The sequence below is a fragment of the Providencia sp. PROV129 genome, from assembly GCF_028482245.1.
GTDB lineage: Bacteria > Pseudomonadota > Gammaproteobacteria > Enterobacterales > Enterobacteriaceae > Providencia > Providencia vermicola.
In genome coordinates this window covers 1-23,022 of record NZ_JAMPQD010000016.1, presented here as the reverse complement: position 1 = coordinate 23,022, position 23,022 = coordinate 1, and the positions used below count along the sequence as shown (strand labels likewise).

Below are 23,022 nucleotides of genomic sequence, written 5' to 3'. Positions count from 1 at the left end.
GATGAGTGTACTAACAGCGGTTGAGGTGGCTCCTTGTCACCGTCAGTTACATAAGTTTGGGGGAAGTAGTTTAGCGGATGCAAAGTGTTATCAGCGGGTCGCAGCTATTATGGCAAACTATAGCCAACCCGATGATTTAATGGTGGTTTCTGCAGCTGGCAGTACAACTAATCAATTGATTAATTGGTTGAAATTGAGCCAAAGTGACCGTATTTCGGCTCATCAGGTACAGCAATCTTTACGTCGTTATCAGCTTGAGCTAATTGAAAATCTTTTACCAGAAAAACAGGCAGAGACTTTAGGGCGGTTATTTGTTCAAGACTTAGAGCGTTTAAGCGCTTTGCTTGATCATCCCGTTAATGATGCGGTTTATGCGGAAGTGGTTGGCCATGGTGAAATTTGGTCGGCACGCTTAATGGCGGAAGTACTCACACAAACTGGCATGCCAAGTGCTTGGTTAGATGCACGTCTATTTCTACGCGCTGAACGTGCTGCACAGCCACAAGTTGATGAAATAAAATCACGCTATTTATTACAGCAGCAGTTAACGCAATTACCTAATCGCCGTATTGTTGTGACTGGGTTTATCTCGCGTAATCAGCAGGGTGAAACAGTTCTATTGGGGCGCAATGGGAGTGATTATTCGGCGACCCAAGTGGGAGCATTGGCAGATGTGGCAAAAGTCACAATTTGGAGTGATGTTGCAGGGGTGTACAGTGCGGACCCTCGTAAAGTGAAAGATGCCTGTTTGCTGCCCTTATTGCGCCTTGATGAAGCAAGTGAATTAGCGCGTTTAGCGGCTCCTGTTTTACATACACGTACTTTACAGCCTGTTTCTGTAAGCAATATTGATTTGCAACTTAGGTGTAGTTACCAGCCAGAGCAGGGCTCTACAAAAATTGAACGCGTTTTAGCCTCTGGTGCAGGGGCAAAAATTGTCACAAGCCATGATGATGTCTGTTTGATTGAGCTGCGTATTGCAGCAGGTCGTGATTTCAAACAAATTTGCAAAGATGTGGACTTACTGCTCAAACGCGTTCAGTTACGTCCACTTGCGCGGGGAATTCACGATGACCGTGCGTTAATTCAATTGTGTTATACCTCTGAAATTGTCGAAAGTGCGCTAAATGTTCTCGAAGAAGCGGCTTTACCAGGGGCATTATCGTTACGGGAAGGCTTTTCTTTAGTCGCTTTAGTTGGCGCAGGTGTTTGCAAAAAACCACTACATAGCCATCGTTTCTATGAAGAGCTTAAAGGCCAGCCTGTCGAATTCATTTGGCATTCAGAAGATGCCATTAGTTTGGTTGCAGTGCTGCGAACTAATCAAACTGAGCACCTGATCCAAGGTATGCACCAAAGCTTGTTCCGCGCCGAAAAACGTATTGGCTTAGTGTTATTTGGTAAAGGGAATATTGGCGCACGTTGGTTAGAGCTTTTCGCGGCAGAACAACCGAATATCTCTGCTCGCAGTGATTTCGATTTTGTGTTGGCAGGTGTGGTGGATAGTCGTCGCAGCTTATTGAATTATCAAGGTATCGACCCAAGTCGTGCATTAGCCTTTTTTGACGATGAAGCCATTGAACATGCAGACGACAACTTATTTCTTTGGATGCGTTCCCATCCTTATGATGACTTAGTGGTTTTAGATGTTACAGCCAGTGAGGCATTAGCTGAAAGCTATATAGATTTTGCCAGTTATGGCTTCCATGTGATCAGTGCCAACAAAATCGCTGGGGCGGCACAAACAGAGCAATATCGCCAAATTCGTGACGCCTTTTCAAAAACAGGTCGCCACTGGTTGTATAACGCGACTGTAGGTGCAGGGTTACCCATCAACTACACAGTGCGTGACTTGAAAGAAAGTGGAGATGGAATACTGGCGATTAGCGGTATTTTCTCGGGGACGTTGTCTTGGTTATTTTTGCAATTTGATGGCTCAGTACCGTTTAGCGAACTTGTCGAGCAAGCGTGGCAGCAGGGTTTAACTGAACCTGACCCACGAATTGACCTTTCTGGGCAAGATGTGATGCGTAAATTGATTATTTTAGCACGTGAGGCGGGTTATGATATTGAACCCGATGAAGTACGTGTTGAATCATTAGTACCAAAACAAGCACAGACAGGTTCTTTGGATGAGTTTTTCGAAAACAGCGCGGTGATCAACGAGCAAATGCAACAGCGTTTAGAAGCGGCACAAGAACTAGGGTTAGTGCTGCGTTATGTGGCTCGGTTTGATGCAGTGAAAGGGAAAGCGAAAGTGGGTGTGGAAGCGGTAAAACCAGACCACCCATTGGCCTCATTATTGCCAGGCGATAATGTATTTGCTATCGAAAGTCGTTGGTATCGTGATAACCCATTAGTCATCCGCGGCCCTGGTGCTGGACGCGATGTCACTGCTGGGGCAATTCAATCGGATTTAAACCGATTATCTCAATTGCTGTAGTTATTTTTTGTTTGTATTGGTGCTCTTATTTTTATAAAGAGCGCCAATGCATCCATGAAATTTTTTAATTCTCGCCATTTTTTCCCTTTTTTTATTCTGATGATTTAATTCTTCAACATTATTCATGTCTTAAAAGTGCTGAATCGACGATATATTGCGCTGAAACAATACTTAAATAAGAAAAATTAATAAAAATAAGGCTGTAATTAAATTTCAGAAAAATCCCCCAAAGCCATTTTTTTCTGATATGAATATACACTCAAGGGTAAATTTAGCGGGCTGCATCACAAAACGACAACTCTAACGCAGCCGACTGAAATTTTGTTACAGGAAACAGGTCGCAGTCTGTTAACCGTGCTTAGTGCGGGGATGCATTCTGCCAGAAGCACAAGGTCAGGAGTCTCATGAATCAGCAATATTCCGCAATGCGCAGTAATGTCAGTATGCTGGGTAAGCTACTCGGCGATACCATCAAGGAAGCACTAGGCGAGGACATACTTGATAAAGTTGAATCCATTCGTAAGCTTTCCAAATCCTCCCGTGCAGGTAATGAAGTTCAACGCCAAAAATTGTTGATGACATTACAAAACCTTTCGAATGATGAATTGCTTCCCGTTGCAAGGGCATTTAACCAATTTTTAAACCTGACTAACGTGGCTGAGCAGTACCACAGTATTTCTCCACACGGGGAAGCGGCAAGCAACCCAGTGGCACTGAAAAAATTATTCAGCCGCTTAAAAGACAAAAGTTTTACCGATAACGATATCCAAAAAGCGGTGGAGCAGTTATCCATTGAGCTGGTGTTAACCGCGCACCCAACTGAGATTGCGCGTCGTACTCTGATCCACAAATTGGTCGAGGTAAATAATTGCTTATCACAACTCGATCACGATGATATTGCCGACTATGAACGTAATAACATCATGCGCCGTCTGCGCCAATTAGTGGCTCAATCCTGGCATACGGACGAAATCCGTAAAATTCGCCCAACGCCAATTGATGAAGCAAAATGGGGATTTGCGGTTGTAGAAAATTCGTTGTGGGAAGGGGTTCCTGCGTTTTTACGCGAGTTTAACGAGCAACTGGAAGAGTCTATTGGGGCTGTTCTTCCTGTCGAAGCTAACCCAATCCGTTTTACATCATGGATGGGTGGCGACCGGGATGGTAACCCAAACGTAACAGCAGATGTCACTCGCCACGTCTTGCTATTAAGCCGTTGGAAAGCGGCAGATTTATTCCTCAAAGATATTCAGGTTCTAGTCTCTGAGTTATCCATGACGGAAGCCACACCTGAGCTGCGTGCGTTAGCAGGGGGAGACGATGTTGACGAACCTTATCGTCAGATCGCAAAAAACCTGCGTAGTCAATTATTCTCTACGTTAGAATATTTAGAACGTCGTGTGAAAGGCGAACAAGTTCTGCCACCTGCAGATCTGTTAACGGATAACGCCCAATTATGGGACCCGCTATACGCCTGTTATCAATCATTGATTGCCTGCAATATGAAAATTATTGCCAATGGTCAGTTGTTAGATACCTTACGCCGTATTCGCAGCTTTGGTTTACAACTGGTGCGTATCGATGTGCGCCAAGAAAGCACACGTCATACCGATGCGATTGCAGAACTTACTCAGTATTTGGGATTAGGCGATTATGCACAGTGGTCTGAGGAAGAAAAGCAGCAATTTTTATTAACAGAATTGCAGTCCCGCCGTCCATTGATCCCGCAAGATTGGCAACCAAGTGCTGAAACCCAAGAAGTGTTTGAAACGTGCCGCGTGATTGCGAAAGCGAAGAATGATTCCATCGCAGCCTACGTGATTTCAATGGCAAAAGTCCCTTCAGATGTTTTAGCAGTCAAATTATTGCTCAAAGAGGCGGGTGCTTCTATTCGACTGCCTGTTGCTCCGTTATTTGAAACCCTTGAGGACTTAAATAACGCACAAAGCGTCATGACAAAACTGTTAAGCATTGACTGGTATCGTGAGCTTATCGATGACCGCCAAATGGTGATGATTGGTTACTCAGACTCCGCGAAAGATGCGGGTGTGATGGCCGCATCATGGGCGCAATATCGTGCGCAAGATGCGTTAATTAAACTGTGTGAAAAAGAAGGTGTTACGCTGACGTTATTCCATGGCCGTGGTGGTACCATCGGTCGCGGCGGTGCACCAGCACATTCTGCATTACTGTCTCAACCACCAGGAAGTTTAAAGGGTGGCTTACGCGTGACTGAACAAGGGGAAATGATCCGCTTTAAATTCGGTCTACCACAAGTCACCATTAGCAGCCTTGCGTTGTATGCAAGTGCGATTTTAGAAGCGAATTTATTACCACCACCAGAGCCAAAAAATGAGTGGAAATCTGTCATGGATTCGCTGTCTGACGTTTCTTGTACTATGTACCGAGACTATGTGCGTGAGCAGCCAGACTTTGTCCCTTACTTCCGTGCTGCAACCCCCGAGCAAGAACTGGGTAAATTACCATTAGGCTCACGTCCAGCAAAACGTCGCCCGACGGGTGGTGTGGAAACCTTGCGTGCAATTCCATGGATTTTTGCCTGGACGCAAAACCGCTTAATGCTCCCTGCATGGTTAGGTGCTGGGGCGGCACTGAAACATGTAATTGAGCAAGAGGGCAAGCAATCTGTGCTCGATGAAATGTGGCAGCAATGGCCGTTCTTTAATACGCGAATTGCGATGTTAGAGATGGTGTATGCCAAAGCTGACCTGTGGCTGGCGGAATACTATGATCACCGTTTAGTGGAAGAGCGTTTGTGGCCATTGGGGCAAAAACTGCGTGACCAGTTATCGGATGATATTAAGAGTGTGCTGGCGGTATCGAAAGACGAAGCACTTATGGCGGATTTACCGTGGATTGCCGAGTCTATCGCCCTGCGTAACGTATATACCGATCCACTTAACGTGTTGCAGGCAGAATTGCTGCACCGTTCTCGCCAACAAGAACACCCAGATCCACGTGTTGAACAAGCACTGATGGTGACTATTGCTGGTGTTGCGGCAGGAATGCGTAATACAGGTTAGTAGCGAGTTACCGATTTAGCTGAGAATTGAAAGGTTACCTATTAAGGTAACCTTTTTACTTTTTATTGATTTGCTTTCCATTGATCCCATTTTTCCCATTCATTTTTTGGTGTAATGAATTCACGGATTTCATCGTCGGATTTTAAACTAGCAATCTCCTTATTAGTTGCTTCTTCTTTAGCTAATTTAATTGGTTTAGGGTTGGTGGAATATACTGGGCCGCATTTAAATAGGAAGCCCTAATATCGCCATCAAGTGTGTAACCACTGATTTTAGACGTCATGGCATCTTCAGTACCGTATTTTTTTGCGTGCTTGATTATGCCTTCAGCAACGCCCTCTTTCCAAGGTGGCATATCGTAGTAAGGTACGGTACTTTTTAAGGATAAATACTCGCTGAGTGATTGAGCTCCGCTCATCATGTTCAATGAGTATAACTAAGTGGAATTAGAACGCTTTCATAAAGCAAGCAATGCCGTGATGTATTATCAAAAACGCATCACGACAATGAGGGATTAAGGCCTAACCCCTAAAGTATGGCAGATGGCATAGGTGAGCTCAGAACGGTTCAGTGTGTAAAAATGAAAATCTTTCACGCCTTCGCGGCTGAGGATCTTCACCATGTCCATCGCGATGGATGCCCCAACAAGGTTGCGGCTTTCTGGGTCATCATCTAACCCTTCATACATTCTGCTCATCCACGCAGGGATGCGCACGTTGGTCAGTTTGGCAAAACGCTCTAATTGGCGGAAATTGGACACAGGCAAAATTCCTGGCACTATTTCCACATCAATACCCGTTGCTACGCAGCGGTCACGAAAACGTAAATAGCTTTCGACATCAAAGAAAAATTGGGTGATAGCGCGATTAGCCCCTGCATCAATTTTCTTTTTCAGGTTAATTAAGTCAGCTTGTGCGCTTTTGGCTTCAGGGTGAACTTCAGGGTAAGCCGCGACTGAAATATCAAAATCGGCCTCGCCTTTTAATAACTCAACCAAATCTGTCGCATACATATCAGGTTTATGGCTGCTATCGGGAAAATCACCTCGTAAGGCAACAATATGGCGAATACCATTATTCCAATAGTCACGAGCGATAGATTTTAATTCATCTTTACTTGCGTCAATACAGGTTAAGTGTGGTGCAGCTACTAAGCCAGTTTTGTCTTTGATATCTTTAATGATGCTATGGGTTCTGTCCCGTTCGCCTGAGTTAGCGCCATAGGTAACAGAGACAAATTTAGGTTTCAGGTTTTTGAGCCGATCGATGGATTTCCAAAGCGTCTGCTCCATCTCTTCACTGCGAGGTGGGAAAAATTCGAATGAAACATTAATTTGGCCATCTAATTCAGCTAAATTTTGATTTAGCGCCTCGCGCTGATTCGCGTGAAAAAAACTCATACCCTGTAACCTCGCAATTAGCAGACTAACTATTATCTTTGTAAATTATTATATCCATGTATGCATCTATACGTTTAGACGTCTAAATAGAAATTACCAGATCGGTATCAATAGTCAATACTTAAATTAAATTATGTCGCTGATGTTTTTTCAGTCAGAACAGGAAAAAAATTCATGATAAAAAAACGCGACTCTTTTCAGCGTCGCGTTTATATGAGTGGCTAGTTAGATTTATTCGGTGAAACAGAAATGCTCAATCATTTGGCTAATTAATTGGCGAGTAGGTTCGATAAAGCGCATATCGATAAATTCATCGGGTTGATGAGCTTGTTCAATAGAACCTGGGCCGAGGACTAAAGTAGGGCAAAGTTCTTGAATAAATGGTGCTTCGGTACAGTAGTTCACGGTATCCGCTTTTTGACCCAGTAACTGCTCAATCACGGCGACCATTTTGTGGTCTGTCGGGCATTCATAACCTGGGATCGGTGGGTGCATTGACTCAATCGCCAAACGACCTGGCCATCTTGCCCGCACAGGTTCGAGTGCATCATTCAATAGCTCATCCAAATCTTGCAATGTCAGCCCTGGTAATGGGCGAATATCCATATGTAATTCACAGCAACCACAAATACGGTTCGCCGCATCACCGCCATGAATATGACCAAAGTTCATGGTGGGATAAGGGATCACGAAAGCTGGGTTATTAAAACGCTCTTTCAATGTGTTACGCAGCGTCATTAAATGAGAAATCGACTCATGCATCAGCTCAATGGCATTTACACCACGCTCAGGGTCACTTGAATGTCCCGATTGCCCCGTAATGCGGATAGCGTTAGATAAATGGCCTTTATGTGCACGTATCGGTTGTAATGAGGTTGGCTCACCGATAATGGCAAAATCAGGGCGCAGTGCTGTATTCGCTGCAAAGTAACGGGCTCCTGCCATCGAGGTTTCTTCATCGGCAGTCGCAAGGATATGCAGAGGGCGCTTGAGTTTGGCAAGATCCATATCGCGCAATGCATCGACAATAAAAGCAAAAAAGCCTTTCATGTCAGCAGTACCAAGACCGTAAAGCTTACCATCATGTTCAGTAAGCTCGAAAGGGTTTTTACTCCAACGTCCATCATCAAAAGGCACAGTATCGGTATGCCCACATAGCATCAGGCCGCCATTACCCTCTCCAATGGAAGCCAGCAGGTTATATTTATCACGTGTTTCCGGTACGGGCTGAATATTGACCGAAAACCCCAGAGTCTCTAACCATCCACCAAGGAGTTCCACAAGGGCTTTATTGCTTTGATCCAAATGAGAATCAGTTGCACTAATCGATGGAGTGGCAATTAATTGACGATAAATCTCAATAAATGCAGGTAATTTAATATTCACTGTTGACAGCCTTAATCCATAATAGTATCAATATTCATGCACTTTATTTGAATAAAAATACACATTAAACTGTTTGAGTCACGAGTACAAGGTAGAAAGCACATGTTGAACACACTCATTATCGGGGCTAGTGGCTATACTGGAGCAGAATTAGCCGCTTATTTGCAACGTCATCCTGAAATTAACCTTCAAGGGTTGATGGTATCGAAGCAAAGTGCCGATGCAAATAAATGTTTTTCTGATTTATATCCTCAGTATAAAGGCATTATTGACCTTCCTGTACAGCCATTAACTGATGTGGCTGAGGTGGCAAAAGGTATTGATGTTGTTTTCCTCGCCACGGCGCACGAAGTCAGCCACGATATCGCTCCGCAATTCCTTGAGGCAGGCTGTGTGGTATTTGATTTGTCGGGTGCTTACCGCGTTCAAGATCCTGCGTTCTACACGCAATACTATGGCTTTGAACATACAAATACCGAATGGTTAATGCAAGCAGTTTACGGTTTGGCAGAATGGCAAGCCGATAAAATTCGTCAAGCTCAATTAGTTGCAGTGCCAGGCTGTTACCCAACTGTTTCACAGCTCGCGTTAAAGCCGTTAATTGACGCAAAATTATTAGATAACAACATGTGGCCTGTTATCAATGCAACCAGTGGTGTGTCAGGGGCAGGGCGTAAGGCCTCAATGACAAATAGCTTCTGTGAAGTGAGCTTGCAGCCATACGGTATTTTCACCCATCGCCATCAACCTGAAATCTCCACACATTTAGGGCAAGAAGTGATTTTCACGCCGCATCTGGGCAACTTCTCAAGGGGGATCCTTGCCACTATTACATGCAAGGTGAAAGCAGGTGTTACGGCAGAGAAAATTGGCGAAACGTTTAAAGAAGCATATCAAAACAAACCATTGGTGCGTTTATATGATAAAGGCGTTCCTGCATTGAAATCGGTGGTCGGCACACCGTTTTGTGATATCGGTTATGTATTGAAAGGGGAACACCTGATTTTAGTCGGTACAGAAGATAACCTACTAAAAGGTGCCGCTGCACAGGCTGTACAGTGCATGAATATTCGTTTTGGTTTCAATGAAACTCAGTCATTACTTTAATAAGGACAACCCATGCAACCCTTAGTGATTAAATTGGGCGGTGTGTTACTCGATAGTACCGAAGCGTTAGAAAAACTTTTTACTGCCATTCAAACTTACCGCCAAACGCATAAGCGTGAGCTGGTAATTGTCCATGGTGGAGGCTGTCTAGTTGATGAATTAATGCAGAAACTGCAACTTCCTGTGGTGAAAAAGCAAGGACTGCGTGTCACACCCGCGGATCAAATTGACATTATTACGGGGGCTTTAGCGGGTACGGCAAATAAAACCTTACTGGCATGGAGCATCAAACACCAGTTGCCCGCGGTGGGGTTATCACTCGGTGACGGACAAAGTGCGGTTGTCACACAGTTAAATGACGAACTGGGTCATGTTGGGAATGCAAAACCAGGTGACGCCAAACTATTAAAATTGCTGCTTAGTGCGGGTTATTTGCCAATCATCAGTTCTATTGGGATCACTGCACAAGGTGAGCTGATGAATGTGAATGCAGACCAAGCCGCAACCGCTGTAGCCCAAGCACTCAATGCCGATCTGGTTTTATTATCGGATGTCAGTGGCATTTTAGATGGTAAAGGCCAAAAAATTGATGAGATGACCACGCAAAAAGCGCAGAAACTCATCGACCAAGGAATTATTACAGATGGAATGATTGTTAAGGTGAATGCTGCATTAGACGCAGCTAACGCACTACAACGCTCCGTCGATATTGCAAGTTGGCGTCACGCAGAACAACTTCCTGAGCTGTTTAATGGTACAGCAATCGGAACTCGGATCTTGGCATCGTAATCGAGCCATACACATAAAAAATTAATTGAGCGGATAGGTACGTTATGAAAAAGGGCATTAAAAAGATTGTATTAGCATACTCTGGTGGTTTAGATACCTCGGCAATTATTCCATGGTTGAAAGAAAACTATGACGGTTGTGAAGTGGTTGCATTCGTTGCCGATGTGGGACAAGACAGGGAAGATCTCGTTGGTGTTGAGAAAAAAGCACTGCAATCAGGCGCATCAGAATGCTATGTCGTTGATTTACGTGAAGAGTTCATCAAAGAATATATCTATCCAGTATTAAAAACGGGTGCGTTATATGAAGGTAGCTATTTATTAGGCACATCAATGGCTCGCCCAATTATTGCGAAAGCACAAGTTGAAATCGCATTAAAAGTGGGTGCGGATGCCGTTGCTCACGGTGCAACGGGTAAAGGAAACGACCAAGTGCGTTTCGAAAGCACCTATACGGCGTTAGCACCGCAACTGCAAGTGGTTGCACCATGGCGTGAGTGGGATTTGCGTTCTCGTGAAGCGCTGCTCGATTACCTGAAAGAGCGTAATATCCCGACAACAGCGAGTCTTGAAAAAATCTATAGCCGTGATGAAAACGCATGGCATATTTCCACTGAAGGTGGCGTATTAGAAAGCACATGGAATGCAGCCAACCAAGATTGCTGGGTATGGACTGTTGATCCGCAAGATGCGCCAGATGAAGCGGAACTGGTGACTGTTGGTGTGAAACAAGGCGAAGTGGTTTCTGTTAACGGTAAGGCATTGTCTCCTCTAGGGTGTTTAGAAGCACTGAACACGCTGGGTGCGAAACACGGTGTTGGCCGTATCGACATCGTTGAAAACCGTTTAGTCGGTATGAAATCTCGTGGTTGCTATGAAACCCCAGGAGGCACCATTATGATGGCTGCGCTGCGTGGGATTGAGCAATTAGTATTAGACCGTGACAGCTACAAATGGCGTGAGCAGCTAGGTTTAGAAATGTCGTATGTGGTCTATGATGGCCGTTGGTTCGCGCCATTACGTCATTCATTACAAGCAGCGGCAGAGTCATTAGCACAAGACGTCACGGGTGAAGTGGTACTGAAACTGTATAAAGGCCAAGTAACAGCGATTCAGAAAAAAGCGGATAAGAGTTTGTACTCTGAAGAATTTGCGACATTTGGTGAAGATGAAGTTTACGACCACAGCCACGCTGGTGGGTTTATCCGTCTTTATTCCCTGTCCTCACGTATTCGTGCGCTGAAAGAACAAAACAAAGCAAAATAAAGCTAATCGCAGTAACCCGGCAGTTACACAGCTGTCGGGGGTTAAAAACTTATTTTATCAATCAGGTAGGGATCCGTTATGGCACTTTGGGGTGGACGTTTTAGTCAGCAGGCAGATCAGCGGTTTAAACAATTTAATGATTCATTGCGTTTCGATTATCGCTTGGCGCAACAAGATATTATCGGTTCAGTCGCATGGTCAAAATCATTGGTCACCGTCGGGGTGTTGACAGAGAGCGAACAGCAATCTTTAGAACAAGCGTTAAATACATTATTAAAAGAAGTTCAAGATAACCCTGACATTATTTTGCAAAGCGATGCGGAAGATATTCACAGTTGGGTTGAAGGTAAGCTGATTGATAAAGTTGGTGATTTGGGTAAAAAGCTGCATACAGGACGTAGCCGTAATGACCAAGTGGCGACAGATTTAAAACTGTGGTGTAAAGACCAAGTCGCATTATTACTTGAAGCAGTCACTGAGCTACAGAAAGCGTTAGTGATCACTGCAGAAAATAATCAAGATGCCGTGATGCCAGGCTATACCCATTTACAACGAGCGCAACCAGTGACATTTGCTCATTGGTGTTTAGCCTATGGTGAAATGTTAGCGCGTGATGAAAGCCGCTTAAAAGATACCTTAAAACGTTTGGATGTTAGTCCATTAGGTTGCGGGGCATTAGCGGGCACAGCGTACGATATTGACCGTGAGCAGTTGGCTTCTTGGTTAGGTTTTTCATCGGCAACGCGTAACAGCCTTGATACCGTTTCTGATAGAGACCACGTTCTCGAACTGCTATCTGATGCCAGCATTGGTATGGTGCATTTATCTCGTTTCGCTGAGGATTTAATTTTCTTTAATAGTGGGGAGGCGGGTTTTGTTGAGTTATCTGACAAAGTAACGTCAGGTTCTTCATTAATGCCACAAAAGAAAAACCCTGATGCACTGGAATTGATCCGTGGAAAATGTGGTCGTGTCCAAGGCGCTCTTACTGGCATGATGATGACACTCAAAGGATTGCCCCTTGCATATAACAAAGATATGCAAGAAGACAAAGAAGGCCTGTTTGATGCATTAGATACTTGGTTAGATTGCATACACATGGCTGCGCTGGTTCTTGATGGTATTCAAATTCGTCGTCCGCGTTGTGAAGAGGCAGCAAAACAAGGTTATGCAAATGCAACGGAGCTGGCGGATTATCTAGTGGCGAAAGGTGTTCCATTCCGTGAAGCACACCATATTGTGGGTGAAGTGGTGGTGACTGCAATAGCACAAGGTAAAGCGTTAGAGGAAATGGCGTTAAGCGATCTGCAGAAATTCAGTGAAACAATTCAATTAGATGTATATGAGGTTCTCTCGCTGCAATCATGTTTAGATAAACGGCTTGCAAAAGGTGGGGTATCTCAGAAACAAGTGGCGAAAGCGATAGTGGAAGCGAAGAGTCGATTGGGGCTGTGATAGCGAGTTGAATATTAAAATGGGGGGTAGTATGACTACCCCTATTCCCATAACGTGTTTCTGATTAAATATATTTAATCGTCAGCATTCCCATCTGTTTATCCTCATTTACCCAATTATATGAATACTCACCCCTACCATCATTGATGACTTTCCACCCTTGGATATTTGTTACATCATTTAAGTCTATTTTATTAGTAACCATATCCGATTGGCTATTCAAACATTTCATTTTGATATTTTTTTCATTGATTTCATTGATGCATGATGGAAATACAATGGCACCCGAAAATTGAATAATACCGGTGTGTTCATCATTGCTGGCATTCACATTCATTGATGTAAAAGCGGCTACAAGAAATAAGCTGGTTAATGAGCAAATACATGATTTTTTTAACATTAATAGTGAATTTTTCATAATAGTATTCCGTCATTGATTTTTAGTGAATCAACTTGCTGTATGTTTAAATTGAAGATGTCTTATATAGATTAAAAATAATAATTCGTGATTAATATTCCCTGATGTTTTGAGGGAAGGAATTATAATTAAAAAAATGCCAGAAATGTGTAAATCAAAAAAATGAAATGTTTAAAAATATAAAGATAACTAACGTGATTACATTAGTTTATTAAATTGCCCTTTGGGTTTTAAGCGGTGTAAAATTCTAATTAATTGCTATTTTTGCATAATTTTATGGTTTTATGCTTTCTTGGTGTGCTTTTGGTTGGTTTGATCTTCTAGCGAACGGAGTAGGGTTATAAGCGTGTAATAACTTTTTGTGGGGATTTAACAGAAAGGAATCGTGATTTTACATTTATTTTTATATAAAATCTTACAAAGTTTAACGGTGAGTGAAAGAAAACATAACAAAATATTTCAACCATGAAAATAAATATAACTTTATCTAGGTAATTTATTAACGTTTAGAGGGATACTAAATAAAACAATAAGGTTTATGGTGACCCTCAATCTGAGAAAGGGCTCTTTATTAGAGCCCTTGAGGTTGTTGACAAAGCAGGATAAAACGTGGTTTTTCCTGCTTTGTGTTATCAGCCGAAAATCAATAAATTGATTTTCCTAATTTATTTTCAAAACCTATTCAACCTGCAGTCAAACCTAATCGGTTTGTCAGCAGTCTGAAGGGCTCTTTATTAGAGCCCTTTCGAAACACTCTTTTTAGTTTATTGATATCTAATTTTAACGAGCCCTTCTTTATGATCACTTCTCAGCCATTCGAATTCATAACTTCCAAGGTGATTTGAAAGTATTGAGGCTTTAGTTGTATATGCCAGTTTATTAATATCGATATACTCAGTCTTCATATTAGCGTGTCCATCTAATAAATACTTCTAGTAAGCCAATGGTTGCTTTTTTTCGACAAAAATAATTTAATTGTTTTGTACGTTTTAAGAATAAAAGATACGAGTTACATATTATAAAAACACGAATATTACATCTATTTGGGTCTTTATCTCGAAAACTGTATGGTTAATAAATTTAATTATTTTTGAGTTGTCATCAATATCACCAATCAAAAACATGGGATACAATTTTATTTCTAAATATTGCAAATTATTTCATTTTATTGCATGAAATTGTATGAAAAGTGAAGTATGGCGATATTTATTAATTTATTAATAGATAAAACAGAACAATATCGATATAGTGATTGGTATTATCTATCTTTGGTTTGACAAAGAATTCACGAAAGGAAAAGAAATATGAATATTCGAGATTTAGAGTACCTCGTTGCACTCGCCGAACATAAACACTTTAGACGCGCCGCGGATTCTTGTCATGTCAGCCAACCAACATTAAGCGGTCAAATTCGTAAATTAGAAGAAGAGCTCGGCGTCATGTTATTAGAAAGAACGAGCCGTAAAGTTCTTTTTACCCAGCAAGGTTTATTACTTGTTGAACAGGCTCGAACTATTTTGCGAGAAATAAAAGTGTTGCAAGAAATGGCTGCTCTGCAAGGGGAAAGCATGTCTGGCCCACTGCATATAGGCCTAATACCAACGGTCGCACCTTACTTATTACCTCATATCATCCCACAATTACACCAAGCTCATCCTAAGTTAGAAATTTACTTACATGAAGCACAAACTCAGCAACTATTAGCTCAATTAGATAGCGGCAAATTAGATTGTGCAATTTTGGCTGATGTGAAAGAAACAGCGCCATTTATTGTTGTGCCTTTATTTGAAGAACCAATGAAACTGGCTATTTATGAAAGCCATCCATGGCATGACCGTGACACCATTGAAATGGGGGAGCTGTCAGGTGAAAAATTATTAATGTTAGAAGATGGGCATTGCTTACGTGACCAAGCAATGGGTTTTTGTTTTCAAGCAGGTGCAAAAGAAGATACGCATTTTAGGGCAACCAGTTTAGAGACATTAAGAAATATGGTTGCAGCGGGAAGTGGCATTACACTTTTACCTGATTTGGCGGTGCCAAATGAAGCGTGTCGTGATGGCGTGTGTTACTTAAATTGTATTGAGCCTGAACCTAAGCGGACAATTGTTCTGGTATATCGCCCAGGTTCACCTTTACGTGGTCGCTATGAACAATTAGCTGAAACTATTTATAACTCAATGGATAATTATTATAAAAACAGAGTTTAGGAATAAAGCGCTAAAATAAACGTTTAGTAGATTGATATGATGGTTGCCAAAAAGAGGCAACCATCAAGACAGGCAATTAAAATAGTCGATTTAAACCATTTAATGCCGCAACGCGAAAAGCCTCTGCCATCGTTGGGTAATTGAACGTCGTATTCACAAAATATTCGATAGTATTGCCTTCACCTTTTTGTTCCATAATCGCTTGGCCGATATGTATAATTTCAGCCGCTCTTTCGCCGAAACAGTGAATACCTAATATTTGCAATGTTTCACGATGAAATAAGATTTTCAAACTACCGACATTCATTCCCGCAATTTGCGCACGTGCTAAATGTTTGAATTGTGCACGGCCGACTTCATAAGGCACTTTCATTGCAGTAAGTTCTTGTTCGGTTTTACCCACAGAGCTTATTTCAGGAATGGTATAAATGCCCGTTGGAATATCTTCCACTAAATGCGCATCACCAAGACTACCACCGATTGCACGTGCTGCAATTCGGCCTTGGTCATAAGCCGCAGAAGCGAGACTTGGGTAACCAATCACATCACCGACAGCATAGATATGTTCATTCGTTGTGCGGTAAGCTTTATTCACCTTAACAAGGCCACGGCCATCTGCGTCAATGCCAACATTTGCAAGGCCTAAGCCATCTGTATTACCCGTTCTTCCGTTGGCATATAATAGGCAGTCAGCTTTCACTTTCTTGCCAGATTTCAAGTGAACAATAACACCATCATCGACACCTTCGATTTTTTCATATTCTTCATTATGGCGAATGACAACGCCACTATTCCAAAAATGGTAAGACAATGCATCAGACATTTCTTGGTCGAGGAAGGCTAATAAATGATCTCGCGTATTGATTAAGTCTACTTTCACACCTAATCCGCGAAAGATTGAGGCGTATTCACAACCAATAACACCTGCACCATAAATAATAACATGGCGAGGTTCATGGGTAAGGTTGAGGATTGTATCGCTGTTATAAATTCGCGAATGGTTGAAATCGACATCCGAAGGGCAATAAGGGCGTGAACCCGTTGCTATTACTATCTTATCGGCACTTAAAACATCACAGCTTCCATCGGCGTAACGTACACTAACATGTTGATCATCAATAAACGTGGCTTCACCCGAAAACATCTGGCAACCGTTTCGCTCATAAAACCCTTGGCGCATGCGAGTTTGTTGGCTAATGACCGTTTCCGCATGTTGCAGAATTTCAGAGAAAGAGGAGCTTAAGCTACGGGAGTTATCGCTATAAAGGGGGTTTTGATTGAATTCGATAATACGACTAACAGCATGACGGAGGGCTTTAGAGGGAATGGTTCCCCAGTGGGTACAGCCTCCGCCGACATTATTATAACGTTCTATAACAGCAACGTTTTTTCCTTGTTTTACCAGCCCCATCGCGGCGCCTTCGCCACCAGGACCAGAACCAATAACTATTGCATCAAAATGGGTAAGTTGCATGAGGTAAGACCTGCTCTAAAACAAAATGACAACAAGATGTTATCATTAGTTGGTTATTTCGCCTAATTTCCCGTTCCCTTTGTCTTTCTAATTAAAACGTCGTGAATCTCTTTCACTGATTTACTTCAATCTGAAATTCGAGAAGAAAGCACATTTGGGAAAAGCAAAAAATAAAGTGCATTTTTGGTGAATCTATTTTTTAGGGTTCAGGTAGGGTAGAAGGAAGTGAGAACATTTCTCTATATAAGAAAGCGGTGTCGGTAATATGCGAAATTCTGAAAATTGCTAATTTGCAGTAAGAGTCGATTTTTCTCTAAACCAGATTAAGAAATTTCAGGTATGCTAGAAGGTGAACTCTTGCTTATTATTAACCTTCAATAATGCGTTCATTAATATTTAATGACATAGAAATTAGGATCACCGTGAGTAACACTATTGGCGTTAGAGCAAAACAAAAAGAAAAAACTCGGCGTTCACTCGTCGAAGCCGCATTTAGCCAATTAAGCGCTGAACGGAGTTTTACGAGCTTAAGTTTACGTGAAGTTGCTCGAGAAGCAGGCATTGCACCAACGTCATTTTATCGTCATTTCAAAGACGTTGATGAACTCGGCCTAACAATGGTCGATGAAAGTGGCTTGATGTTACGTCAACTGATGCGACAAGCGAGGCAGCGTATCGCAAAAGGTGGGAGTGTGATCCGCACATCAGTCTCAACTTTTATGGAGTTTATTGGTAATAACCCCAATGCCTTTAGGTTATTATTGCGTGAGCGTTCAGGCACATCAGCTGAGTTTCGTGCTGCCGTTGCAAGGGAAATTCAACATTTTATTGCGGAATTAGCTGATTACCTTGAACTTGAAAGTCGCATGCCTCGCCATTTTACTGAGATGCAGGCTGAAGCGATGGTAACGATAGTCTTTAGTGCAGGCGCAGAAGCGCTTGATATTGACGAAGAAAAACGCAGACATCTTGAAGAACGGCTGGTATTACAGTTAAGAATGATTGCTAAAGGCGCCTACTATTGGTACCGCCGTGAACAGGAAAAACAAAATCAAACTGACCCAGACCTTACTAAATAATAAGGAGAATCAATGACGGATCAAAAAAGTTATGAAAGAAGTACACTATTGCTCGCCTTTGTTATCGGACTTGCAACCCATGGAACCTTTTCAACGTTGTTCAACTCGCTAGTCGACTTTTCATTTTTTCCAATTTTGACCTTAGTATTGGCTGCGTATTGTTTACACCAACGCTACTTACACCAAGCGATGCCAATCGGACTCCCTAAATTTGTTGCAGGCAGCTTTTTCATTGGGATCTTTGGTTATGCCGCGATTTTACGCGTTCAGAACCCTGAAATTGGTTCTAACTTTATTCCAGCGACGTTTATCGTGATTCTAGCGTTATGGATGTATGCAAGCTGGAAAGCGCGTAAGAAAGAAAAAGCTGAGCTAGCACTTGAACAAGAAACTGAAAACGAAGTTTAAAAAACGTATTTAGACTAAAACGCCGCAGGATATTGCGGCGTTCTTATATGGATTATGATTATATTTAAAAATTAGCGACGCGTTAATAAAACACCACTTTCCATATGATGGGTATAAGGGAATTGGTCGAACAAGGCTAGCTTCTCAATTTTATGCGTTTTTGTCAGCTCAACTAAATTATCGCAAAGGGTTTCTGGGTTACAGGAAATATACAAAATATGGTCGTACCCCTGGACAAGTTCTACGGTTTTATCATCTAAACCACTACGTGGTGGGTCAACAAAAATCGTATTACATTGGTAATCCGTTAGTGTAATACCTTCCAAACGTCTAAATTCACGTGCCCCTTGCATTGCTTGGGTAAAATCTTCAGCAGACATTCGGATAATTTGCACATTATTAATGTTGTTTGCTTCTATATTATATTGCGCTGCAGCAACGGAAGGTTTAGCAATTTCAGTGGCTAAAACACGTTCAAAGTTTTGTGCTAATGCCAAGGAAAAGTTTCCATTTCCGCAATACAATTCTAATAAGTCACCCGTTGAATTTTGCGTTGCGGCAATTGCCCATTCCAGCATTTTAATATTGACCTGTGCATTCGGCTGCGTGAAGCTATTTTCAACTTGGCGATAAACCATATCCTTACCATTTACAGGTAGCACTTCATCTACATAATCATTATCAAGCATGATTTTAGTTTTTGAGGCGCGGCCGATTAACTGCAGGTCAAAGCCTTTTTCCACCAATGTGGCTTTTAAACTTTTCGCCTCAGCGGTCCATTCATCACCTAATTTTTTATGGTAAAGCAGTGAAACGATCAGTTTGTTGCTCAGTGTCGACAAATAGTCGATTTGGAATAACTTATGGCGTAGTAATTCATTCTGTTTAATTAATGGTAGCAATTCAGCCATCATGTCATTAATTAATTGACTCGCCACTGGGAATTGGTCAACACGGATACGTTCTTTGGTCTCTTTATCAAACATGATATGAAACAAATCATCATTATCATGCCAAACTCTGAACTCTGCCCGCATCCGGTAATGCGAGGTTGGAGATGAAAAAATTTCAGGTTCAGGTGCGTTAAACGGGGCCATCATAGCCTTTAAACGGTCAGTTTTCTCTGCGAGTTGCAGTTCGTAGTCTTTGGTGTGCAACGTGTTTGGCATACTTGGCCCCATAAAACAGTAAAAAATTCATATCAGGGGCGAAATTGTAGGGAATGCGGCGAAGATGTCCAGTTTTCATTATCGATCCGTAGACACTCATAACTATTCAACTTACGATAACAGTGTGTGGTTGAGGGAATTTGGTTGAAATCCAAGACTGACGCGCAACGGTAATTAAGGTATCCCCGTTATTCTTCAAGCTACATGGGTGTTAGCATCGCTCAGCTACCCTAGTCACATACTTCAGTATGCTTCTAGGGATATCTTCGCTTGCCGCCTACATGTAACTTGAATTATTTAGGATATATACAAGCATTTTTCTGTTTCTTTTATTATAGAAATAACGCTTTGGAACTTATGAGTCCGATACCTGCCACACGTCTTATCGCTTTGTTGAATATCAGCGCGAACCTTTTATTCAACTTCGCGGAATTTTAATTTAATTGATTTTCCGAGTGTAATCATAATGAATAATAACAAGTTGCTGCCGTTATCGGCCGCTGCTGTGGCAGTGTTATGCGGTGTTTCTTCTCTGGCAAGTGCAAATAATAAAGCTGACGAAGTTGTCGTATCAGCCAATCGTTTCGAACAACCCATTTCTTCTATATTAGCGCCCGTGACAGTAGTCACTCGTGAAGATATTGATCATTGGCAGTCAAATACCGTGATTGATGTGTTAAGGCGTTTACCAGGAGTGGATATTGCGCAAAATGGGGGAATGGGGCAGCAAAGTTCCCTTTTTATTAGGGGAACAGAGTCTCGCCATGTTCTAGTGCTAATTGATGGTGTCCGTTTAAATCAAGCAGGTATTTCGGGTTCATCAGATATGAGCCAAATTCCTATCTCACTGGTGCAACGCATTGAATATATTCGCGGCGCCCGTTCAGCGGTTTATGGTTCTGATGCGGTAGGTGGAGTAGTAAATATTATTACTCGCCGTGATAACGATGGCACAACTTTAAATGCAGGTATTGGCTCACACAGTTACCAAAACTATAACGGTTCGACTCAGCAAAAGATTGGTGAAAATACAACCGTAACTGCCGCTGCGGCTTATACGCATACGACAGGCTTTGATGTAGAGGCAAGAGGGAATACAGGGGGGCATCGACAGCCTGATAAAGATGGTTTCCTTAATAAGACGTTATGGTTAGGTGTTGAGCACCAATTATCTTCTACAGTATCAGCTTATGCGAGAGCGTATGGCTATGATAATCGAACTGATTATGATGCTTACTATAGTAAAGATTTTATAAGTGGAAATAATTATCTTGTTGATAAAAGAAAACTATATAGCCGAACCTATGAGACAGGGGTTAAATATCATCAAGATGCATATTCTACGTCATTGATGGGAAGTTATAGTCATGTAAAAGACTATAACTATGACCCTCGTTATGGCCAGTATGGCAAATATTCTAGAGCCGATGATTCAAAACAGTACAATATTCAATGGGGAAATAATTACCAATTACAGCATGGTTCAATAGCTGCGGGTGTTGATTATCAGAAGCAAACCATTGAAGCAGGAACCTCTTCGTTACCTAATAATGAATCAATCAATAATACAGGAATATATTTAACATCTCAGCAAGCTATTTCTGATTTTACTCTAGAAGGTGCTATAAGGTCTGAACATCATTCAGAATTTGGCTTACATACAACTTGGCAAGCAGGAGCTGGATGGGAGTTTATAGACGGTTACCAATTGATTGGGTCTTATGCTACAGCATATAAAGCGCCAAATATTAGCCAGTTATATTCTTCAGCACCCTATGGTAATTCAAACTTGAAGCCAGAAGAAAGTAAACAATGGGAAGGTGGAGTAAAAGGGCTAACTGGTCCATTAAATTGGCAATTTGTCGCTTATAAAAATGAAATAACTAATCTTATCGATGCTACAAATGCAACAAATTGGGGGTGGCGAAATGTTGGTGAAGCTACAATAAAAGGTATTGAATGGACTGGTGATATGGACACTGGTATTTTCCATCATCAATTAACTTATCAATATACAGATCCGCGTGATGATAAAACTAATAAAGTGCTACTTCGTCGTGCTAAGCAGCAAATCAAGTATCAATTAGATTGGAATGTTGCCAATGTAGATTGGGGGTTAACTTATCAATATATTGGCTCTAGATATGATAAAGACTTCGGTCAATATGATGTCAGTACAGGTGATTATAAAAGGCTAAAACTCGGCGGCGTTAGCCTTTGGGATCTCACAGCTGCATATCCAATCACTTCACATCTCACAATTCGTGGTAAAATAGCTAATATGTTCGATAAAGACTATGAGACCGCGTATGGTTATCGCACCGCTGGAAGAGAATATTTCCTTACCGGAAGCTACAACTTCTGATAACACCTTATCTGTTCGCCCGACCATTCTTGTGTTTGACTCAGGAGTGGGCGGGTTATCTGTCTATCGCGAAGTTAAAAAACTGATCCCGAATGCGCACTATATATATGCATTCGATAACGAAGCTTTTCCGTATGGTGAAAAAAGTGAAGAGTTTATTATTGATAGGGTCTATCAAATTGTTAATGCAATAGCAGCAAAGCATCCTTTAACAATTGCGATCATTGCATGTAATACTGCAAGTACCGTCAGTTTGCCTAATCTAAGAGCGCACTTTACTTTCCCTGTAGTCGGTGTGGTTCCTGCAATCAAGCCTGCTACTAAACTCACGCGTAATGGCGTGGTCGGTTTATTAGCCACGAAAGGCACTGTGAATCGCGAGTACACGAAAGAATTAATTGACCGTTTCGCTACGGACTGCAAAGTGGTTTCGCTGGGCTCTGCTGAATTAGTCCAATTGGCAGAAAGAAAGTTACATGGGGAAACTTTACCGTTAGATGAAGTAGCTCAAACGGTAAGGTCGTGGATCAGAATGCCTGAACCGCCAGACACGGTTATTTTAGGCTGTACCCATTTCCCTCTATTAATAGAAGAACTCGAAAAAGTCTTACCAGATGGAACAAGGTTTATAGATTCAGGTTCTGCTATCGCTAGAAGAGCCGTTTGGCTGATAAACAATCAGGCAGAAATTCATGATTCTAACGAAGAAGACTTCGCTTATTGCCTCTTAATGAATGATGCTGTGCAAGATTTAAGGCCTGTACTTGAAACTGAAGGGTTTATTTCGCTGGAAAAACTAGCGCTTTAACTTAAATTTGCTGAAAAGCTGAGCGAACGAAAAAAAAATGCAAAAAAGGGGTTGCCAGATTTTTCTGACTCCCTATAATGCGCATCCGTTGTCACGACAAACCGATTCGGCGAAAAGGGGAAACCCAGTGATAACAGAGGTGAAGAAAGAAAAAGTTGAAAATAAACACTTGACTTTCTAAAAGAAAAACGTAATATACGTCA

17 protein-coding genes and 1 riboswitch are annotated in these 23,022 nt (G+C 41.9%); of the genes, 11 read left to right on the top strand and 6 right to left on the bottom strand.

The genetic code is table 11. The features are described 5' to 3' along the window. Position 1: 1 nt before the first annotated feature. Together PSF27_RS12040 and ppc are read left to right on the top strand one after the other, a co-directional pair. Positions 2–2,443, top strand: a complete 2,442-nt coding sequence (locus PSF27_RS12040; RefSeq protein WP_272681537.1) for a bifunctional aspartate kinase/homoserine dehydrogenase II — start codon at positions 2–4, stop codon at positions 2,441–2,443. A gap of 404 nt (positions 2,444–2,847) precedes the next feature. Then, a complete protein-coding gene (gene ppc, locus PSF27_RS12035; RefSeq protein ID WP_206085979.1) occupies positions 2,848–5,487 on the top strand; it encodes a phosphoenolpyruvate carboxylase in 2,640 nt (879 codons plus the stop codon). Positions 5,488–5,668: 181 nt separating this feature from the next. On the opposite strand, the gene PSF27_RS12030 is transcribed toward ppc, so the two are convergent. The 3 genes from PSF27_RS12030 to argE form a co-directional block, all read right to left on the bottom strand. After that, a complete protein-coding gene (locus tag PSF27_RS12030; protein ID WP_272681536.1) occupies positions 5,669–5,908 on the bottom strand; it encodes a hypothetical protein in 240 nt (79 codons plus the stop codon). A 93-nt stretch (positions 5,909–6,001) separates the two neighbouring features. Next, entirely contained in the window at positions 6,002–6,886 is an 885-nt protein-coding gene (gene metF / locus PSF27_RS12025) for a methylenetetrahydrofolate reductase (RefSeq protein ID WP_206085981.1), read from the bottom strand. Between the two features lie 231 nt (positions 6,887–7,117). Beyond that, positions 7,118–8,272: an acetylornithine deacetylase gene (gene argE / locus PSF27_RS12020; RefSeq protein WP_206085982.1), complete on the bottom strand. Its 1,155-nt coding sequence runs from the start codon at positions 8,270–8,272 to the stop codon at positions 7,118–7,120. 102 nt (positions 8,273–8,374) lie between these two features. On the opposite strand from argE, the gene argC reads away from it, so the two are divergent. From argC to argH, 4 genes are all read left to right on the top strand, one after another. Then, positions 8,375–9,379: an N-acetyl-gamma-glutamyl-phosphate reductase gene (gene argC, locus PSF27_RS12015; protein ID WP_272681535.1), complete on the top strand. Its 1,005-nt coding sequence runs from the start codon at positions 8,375–8,377 to the stop codon at positions 9,377–9,379. 12 nt (positions 9,380–9,391) lie between these two features. Beyond that, on the top strand, positions 9,392–10,168 hold the full coding sequence (argB, locus tag PSF27_RS12010; RefSeq protein ID WP_206085984.1) for an acetylglutamate kinase: 777 nt from the start codon (positions 9,392–9,394) through the stop codon (positions 10,166–10,168). 44 nt (positions 10,169–10,212) lie between these two features. Beyond that, complete coding sequence (locus PSF27_RS12005) at positions 10,213–11,433, top strand: argininosuccinate synthase (protein ID WP_206085985.1); 1,221 nt, start codon at positions 10,213–10,215, stop codon at positions 11,431–11,433. A gap of 78 nt (positions 11,434–11,511) precedes the next feature. Then, on the top strand, positions 11,512–12,888 hold the full coding sequence (gene argH / locus PSF27_RS12000; RefSeq protein WP_272681534.1) for an argininosuccinate lyase: 1,377 nt from the start codon (positions 11,512–11,514) through the stop codon (positions 12,886–12,888). A gap of 64 nt (positions 12,889–12,952) precedes the next feature. On the opposite strand, the gene PSF27_RS11995 is transcribed toward argH, so the two are convergent. Beyond that, positions 12,953–13,306: a hypothetical protein gene (locus PSF27_RS11995; RefSeq protein ID WP_272681533.1), complete on the bottom strand. Its 354-nt coding sequence runs from the start codon at positions 13,304–13,306 to the stop codon at positions 12,953–12,955. Between the two features lie 1,304 nt (positions 13,307–14,610). On the opposite strand from PSF27_RS11995, the gene oxyR reads away from it, so the two are divergent. Continuing rightward, on the top strand, positions 14,611–15,516 hold the full coding sequence (oxyR, locus tag PSF27_RS11990; RefSeq protein ID WP_047756880.1) for a DNA-binding transcriptional regulator OxyR: 906 nt from the start codon (positions 14,611–14,613) through the stop codon (positions 15,514–15,516). A gap of 76 nt (positions 15,517–15,592) precedes the next feature. Here oxyR and sthA read toward each other — a convergent pair whose 3' ends face one another. Beyond that, positions 15,593–16,990 carry a Si-specific NAD(P)(+) transhydrogenase gene (gene sthA / locus PSF27_RS11985; protein ID WP_206085988.1) on the bottom strand — a complete coding sequence of 466 codons (1,398 nt, stop codon included), beginning with the start codon at positions 16,988–16,990 and terminating at the stop codon, positions 15,593–15,595. A 422-nt stretch (positions 16,991–17,412) separates the two neighbouring features. On the opposite strand from sthA, the gene fabR reads away from it, so the two are divergent. Next, positions 17,413–18,069, top strand: coding sequence for an HTH-type transcriptional repressor FabR (fabR, locus tag PSF27_RS11980; protein ID WP_206085989.1), 657 nt, complete (start codon positions 17,413–17,415; stop codon positions 18,067–18,069). A 12-nt stretch (positions 18,070–18,081) separates the two neighbouring features. Continuing rightward, on the top strand, positions 18,082–18,477 hold the full coding sequence (locus PSF27_RS11975) for a YijD family membrane protein (RefSeq protein ID WP_206085990.1): 396 nt from the start codon (positions 18,082–18,084) through the stop codon (positions 18,475–18,477). A gap of 71 nt (positions 18,478–18,548) precedes the next feature. On the opposite strand, the gene trmA is transcribed toward PSF27_RS11975, so the two are convergent. Continuing rightward, positions 18,549–19,646, bottom strand: a complete 1,098-nt coding sequence (gene trmA / locus PSF27_RS11970) for a tRNA (uridine(54)-C5)-methyltransferase TrmA (protein WP_206085991.1) — start codon at positions 19,644–19,646, stop codon at positions 18,549–18,551. A gap of 110 nt (positions 19,647–19,756) precedes the next feature. Next, positions 19,757–20,038: riboswitch (cobalamin riboswitch) on the top strand. 74 nt (positions 20,039–20,112) lie between these two features. Between trmA and btuB the strand changes: the two genes are divergently transcribed. Beyond that, positions 20,113–22,011, top strand: a complete 1,899-nt coding sequence (gene btuB, locus PSF27_RS11965) for a TonB-dependent vitamin B12 receptor BtuB (protein ID WP_272681532.1) — start codon at positions 20,113–20,115, stop codon at positions 22,009–22,011. Further along, positions 21,956–22,819, top strand: coding sequence for a glutamate racemase (gene murI / locus PSF27_RS11960; RefSeq protein ID WP_272574414.1), 864 nt, complete (start codon positions 21,956–21,958; stop codon positions 22,817–22,819). Before btuB ends, murI begins: the two co-directional genes overlap by 56 nt. The last annotated feature ends 203 nt before the right edge of the window (positions 22,820–23,022 follow it).